This is a genomic window from Clostridium sp. (assembly GCF_016650035.1).
Taxonomy (GTDB): domain Bacteria; phylum Bacillota; class Clostridia; order Clostridiales; family Clostridiaceae; genus Clostridium_AD.
Genome location: NZ_JAENWM010000144.1, coordinates 1 through 5420, shown reverse-complemented (window position 1 = coordinate 5420; position 5420 = coordinate 1). Strand labels below are relative to the sequence as shown.

4 protein-coding genes, 1 tRNA gene and 1 rRNA gene are annotated in these 5420 nt (G+C 31.3%); 5 read left to right on the top strand and 1 reads right to left on the bottom strand.

Annotation, left to right across the window (positions count from 1 at the left end):
- The 3 genes from rrf to JJD95_RS19455 all read left to right on the top strand — a co-directional run.
- Positions 1–108 (top strand): 5S ribosomal RNA (gene rrf, locus JJD95_RS19465); the annotation flags it as partial.
- Positions 109–113: 5 nt separating this feature from the next.
- Positions 114–189 (top strand) — tRNA-Phe (locus JJD95_RS19460).
- Positions 190–341: 152 nt separating this feature from the next.
- Entirely contained in the window at positions 342–2711 is a 2370-nt protein-coding gene (locus JJD95_RS19455; RefSeq protein WP_291645072.1) for a homocysteine S-methyltransferase family protein, read from the top strand.
- Between the two features lie 66 nt (positions 2712–2777).
- Here the strand turns inward: JJD95_RS19455 and JJD95_RS19450 are convergent, their stop codons facing one another.
- Complete coding sequence (locus JJD95_RS19450) at positions 2778–3452, bottom strand: uracil-DNA glycosylase (RefSeq protein ID WP_291645070.1); 675 nt, start codon at positions 3450–3452, stop codon at positions 2778–2780.
- Between the two features lie 204 nt (positions 3453–3656).
- Between JJD95_RS19450 and JJD95_RS19445 the strand changes: the two genes are divergently transcribed.
- Both JJD95_RS19445 and JJD95_RS19440 read left to right on the top strand, forming a co-directional pair.
- Entirely contained in the window at positions 3657–4529 is an 873-nt protein-coding gene (locus JJD95_RS19445) for a YitT family protein (protein ID WP_291645068.1), read from the top strand.
- A gap of 134 nt (positions 4530–4663) precedes the next feature.
- A complete protein-coding gene (locus tag JJD95_RS19440; protein WP_291645066.1) occupies positions 4664–4882 on the top strand; it encodes a DUF3892 domain-containing protein in 219 nt (72 codons plus the stop codon).
- Positions 4883–5420 lie beyond the last annotated feature (538 nt).

Sequence of the window (5420 nt, the reverse complement as noted above, 5' to 3'; positions counted from 1 at the left end):
TATGGCATGAAGGTAACACCCCTTCCCATACCGAACAGGTAGGTTAAGCTTCAATGCGCCAATGGTACTGCAAGGGTGACCTTGTGGGAGAGTAGGTTGTCGCTAGGTTATTTGGCTGGATAGCTCAGTCGGTAGAGCAGAGGACTGAAAATCCTCGTGTCCCTGGTTCGATTCCTGGTCTAGCCACCAAAAAACATCTTAGATAATTCTAAGATGTTTTTTTATGCTCAAAAATCTATTGAAAATACATTTAAATTTAATGTTCAAGGCAATACAAAAAAAGAAAAAATACATAGAGTATAAGAATGTGAATTGTAATTTTAGACAGGGAGAGTGCTATTTTGAATAGAAAAATTGATTTTAATAAATTTCTGATATTTGACGGAGCAATGGGAACTATGATTCAAAAGTATGGACTAAAACAAGGAGAACTTCCAGAGTGCTATAATATTTTATACCCTGATTTAATCGGGAAAATACATAGTGAATATATAAATGCTGGGTGTAATGTTATAACGACAAATACTTTTGGAGCTAATAGGTATAAGCTTAAAAATACAGGATATTCTGTAGAACAGGTCATAAAAGCAGCTGTAAAAATAGCTAAAAAGGTTTCAAAAGATAACTATGTAGCTTTAGATATATCTTCTATAGGACAACTCATGGAACCTTGTGGGACTTTGTCCTTTGAGGAAGCTTATGATGCTTTTGCAGAGCAAGTAAAGGTAGGAAGAGACGCTGGAGTAGATTTAATATTAATTGAAACTATGTCGGATATATATGAGGCAAAAGCAGCCATTCTAGCAGCAAAGGAAAACAGTAACCTGCCTATAATTTGTACAATGACGTTTCAGGAGGATGGAAGAACTCTAACAGGAACAGATCCATTAACAATGGTAAATGTTCTTCAAGGACTTGGAGTCTCCGCATTGGGTATAAATTGCTCTTTAGGTCCAAAGGAGATTATACCAATAGTAAAAGAAATAGTTAAATATTCAAAAGTTCCTATAATTGTACAGCCGAATGCTGGATTACCAAAATTCGTCAAGGGAGAGACTGTATTTGATGTAGAAGCAGAAGAATTTACCTCTTATCTTAAAATAATAGCTCAATTGGGAGTAACTATATTAGGCGGGTGTTGTGGAACTACTCCTATTCACATAAAAGCATTGAAAGAATTATTAGATACACTTCAGCCTGTAGCTAGAAATATAAAAAGTATTACCGCGGTAAGTTCAGATTGTCAAACTGTTATATTGGGTAATGGTGTTAAAATAATTGGTGAGCGTATAAATCCAACAGGGAAAAAGAAACTTAAAGAGGCATTAAAAACTAACAATATGGATTATATTCTAAATGAAGCTATAGATCAAAGGGATGCAGGCGCACACATTCTTGATGTAAATGTTGGTCTTCCTGAAATAGATGAAAAAACAATTATGGTTAAGGCTATAAAGGAAATTCAAAGTGTTGTTAACCTTCCGCTACAAATAGATAGTGTTCGGGCTGATGTTATTGAGGCCGCTGCAAGAAGTTATAATGGTAAACCACTAATAAATTCGGTGAATGGAAAAGAAAAAGTAATGCAAGAAATATTCCCTATAGTTAAAAAATATGGTGGATGTGTAATAGGCCTTACGCTAGATGATAGTGGGATACCATCAAAAGCGGAAGATAGATTTAAAATTGCACAAAAAATAGTAAGAACCGCAAAGGAATATGGAATATGTAAAGAAGATATTATAATTGACTGTTTAGTGCTTACTGCATCAGCGCAGCAAAGTGATGTACAAGAAACTATTAAAGCTGTGAAGCTTGTTAAGGAAAAACTAGACGTAAAAACTATTTTGGGCATTAGTAATGTATCTTTTGGGCTTCCGAATAGAGCATTACTTAATAGGACATTTTTAACTGTTGCATTAGGAGTAGGACTTGATGCATCAATATTAAATCCTTTAGATAAAGAAATGGTGGACACTATTAGTGCATTTAATGTTTTATGGAATCATGATAAACAATCTAAACATTATATAGGAAGGTATTTAGGTACTTCCAGTCATGCTTCTGTCATAGAAAAAATCGAAAATAAGGATTTGAAAAAAGCAATTATTGATGGGTTGAAAGATGAAGCAAAGGGAATAACAAAGGAACTATTAAAAGAATTTAATGGTATGTACATAGTAGATAACTATTTAATTCCTTCGCTTGATGTGGTAGGCAAAAAATTTGAGACTGGAGAAATGTTTTTACCTCAACTTATTCAATCAGCAGAAACCGTAAAAAAAATTTTTGAAATAATAAAAGACAGTATAACACTTGGCGAAACTGAGGAGGCTAATATAAGCAAAGGTAAAATAATTCTTGCTACTGTAAAAGGTGATGTTCATGACATCGGTAAGAATATTGTTAAAATACTTTTACAAAATTATGGATTTGACGTTATAGATCTTGGAAAAGATGTACCCATTGAGATAGTAGTTGCGGCAGTTAAAGAGCACAAAGTTAAATTAGTAGGATTAAGTGCACTAATGACAACTACAGTTAGGAGTATGGAGGAAACGATAACAGCATTAAGAGAAAACGAACTACACTGTAAAGTTTTTGTAGGGGGAGCAGTTTTAAACGAAGAATATGCAGGAATGATAAAAGCAGACTGGTATGCTAAAGATGTAAGAGAAGCTGTGAAAATCGCTCAAGAGTTTTTTTCTTAATGCAGGTGACTAGAAAACAACTAGTATATACTAGTTGTTTTCTAGTTTCCCTGAACAAGGACATACTTAGAGATTTTCAATCTGCCAATCAATAGGATCATTACCTTTTGAGATTAAAAAGTCATTGGCATTAGAAAAAGGTTTGCTGTTGAAAAAACCTCTATATGCGGATAATGGGCTTGGATGAACAGATTTTATTATGTGGTGAATTGAATTTGTTATTAGGGCTTGTTTTGCCTGAGCATTGTTTCCCCATAATATAAAAACTATAGGTACTGTCTTGTCATTTAATAAAGAGATTATTTTATTAGTAAAATGTTCCCAACCTTTATTTTTATGAGAATTAGCTTCCCCGGCTCTAACAGTAAGAACCGTGTTTAAGAGTAGAACATTTTGATCAGCCCACTTTTTTAAATATCCGTTATTAGGGATATAACAGCCTAAATCATTAGATAATTCTTTATATATATTTAATAGTGAAGGGGGAATAGACACGCCTTCCTTTACAGAAAAACATAAACCGTGAGATTGGTTAACACCATGATAAGGGTCCTGTCCGAGTATAACAACTTTTACATCATTGTAACTTGTATACTTAAGTGCGTTAAATATGTCTAAGGCTTCAGGATATATTTGTGAGCTTTCATATTCTTCTTTTAGAAAATTTGTAAGTTTCAAATAATAATCTTTATTGGTTTCTTCTATTAGTAGTTCATTCCAATCATTTAATACATTATTCATAAAAACACCTCACTTAAGTGTATCATAAATATTTATATTTTCATAAACAACTATTTACTTTAGGGTTATATATTATTAAGATATAAATTAGTAGTTCAATTTAAATTAGTGTTATATTCTATATAATGAATTTAATTAGGAAACATATGGTACAAAACAATTAAAGGTTATTTTGTATGCTAGAGAAAGTCAAGGAGGCACTTAATGAAAAAAAATGGCACTTATTTTAAAGATTTAATTAAGAAAACAGTTCTTATTATTTTAGGCAGTTTAATTATAGCTGTTGCAGTAAACCTATTTATAATACCAAATATGCTTCTTAGTGGGGGTATTACGGGAATAGGACTCATGGTACAATACATTTTCAATATACCACTTGGAGTTACAATGTTAATACTTAATATTCCGTTACTAATATTAAGCATATTAAAAATAAATAAGAAGTTTACAGTATTTACGATTTTAGGTACCATTGCATTATCATTTTTTTTAATGCTCACTACTCCTTTAAATAATGTTCTTGCTCCTGTTGAAGAGTCATATAGGCTTCTTTATTGTATATATGGGGGAGTCATTTCGGGGATAGGAGTTGGTATTGTTCTTTCCAATGAAGGGTCTACGGGTGGGCTGGATATTATAGCTATATATGCTAAAAAGAAATATGATATAGAAATAGGTATAATGAGCTTCACATTAAATTTTCTAATTGTAGCAGTTGGGTCCTTTTTATTTGATTTTAAAGTAGGTTTATATACTTTGATTGCGATGTATATTACTTCCGCTGTTATGGAAAGAATTATTAATGGACTTAGCAGACGTAAAATGCTATTAATTGTATCAGAAAAAGAAAAAGAAGTAAGTGATGCTATAATGAATAGTTTTAACAGAGGAATGACTATCTTATATGGAGAAGGTGCATATACTAGTCATAGAAAAAATGTTATGTATTGTGTTATATCACTGAGACAATTACCACATATTAAGCGAGTGATAAAAGTTATTGATAAGGAAGCATTTATTTCCATAATTGATATAGCTGAGGTTCAAGGTAATGGATTTAAAAGTCCAATAGGATAAATTAATTTTTATAATAAGTAGGGAACATAAGATTATGTTCCCTATTTATTATTTTTGAAGTGAATAGAATATTTAACATTACAGATAATAAACATAACACAAATTTATATCAATTAATGAGGAGATGTATTTTTATGAAGATTGTTAAAGTAAGAAAGAATGCAGATGGGGATATTACAAATATATTGACTAGTACTGGTGAAGAAATAGATGTGAGTAAGGCTGTAGCTTTAGCAAAGAGGGGAACGGTAGAATCAGTGGTCGTTGGTAAAAATAGAAATGGGAATGATGTCATAAAGTCATCTCCTAATAGTACTACAGAAGATAATTTAGATAATCTGCCAACCTTTTAGTGTGATAGTGGTAAGTCCTCTTATTTAAGTTTTTTTATGAATGTAGAGGGCTTACAATGTTTACTAATAACTGCATGTATATTAGTTAATAAAAGTGATCATAATATATTTGTTAACTAGAAGTAATTTTTAATTATCATATGTTAAAATGTTAAAGAACATAAGAAAACAGGTGCTTTCTTATATAAATAAGGCACACTATCCCTAGTGTGTCAATATGAAGGAAACTTAACATATGGGAGTAATATAGAGAATGATACATATAATTGTCGTAACAAGGGGAGAAATTTGAAATTATCATATTCATAGATGATATAATATTTCATGTCGCAGCAATTCAGCAGTGACGAAGTAAGAAAGTATAAGAAAAACAATAGTTAAATGATTTAAAAAAACTGTGTCAAGCATTTTTGAAAATGTCCCTAAATAAGTGAAACATTAGCACCAACAAATTGTTGGTGCTTTACTTTTTTATATCATGATTTTGGGTAAATTTAATAGACCTAGTGTATGCTATACTTTTTTTGAAAGAAACATT

Excerpts from the sequence above, each read along its gene's own strand:
- JJD95_RS19450 (WP_291645070.1), bottom strand. The coding sequence starts at position 3,452 with ATGAATAATGTATTAAATGATTGGAATGAACTACTAATAGAAGAAACC.
- JJD95_RS19445 (WP_291645068.1), top strand. The coding sequence starts at position 3,657 with ATGAAAAAAAATGGCACTTATTTTAAAGATTTAATTAAGAAAACAGTT.
- JJD95_RS19440 (WP_291645066.1), top strand. The coding sequence starts at position 4,664 with ATGAAGATTGTTAAAGTAAGAAAGAATGCAGATGGGGATATTACAAAT.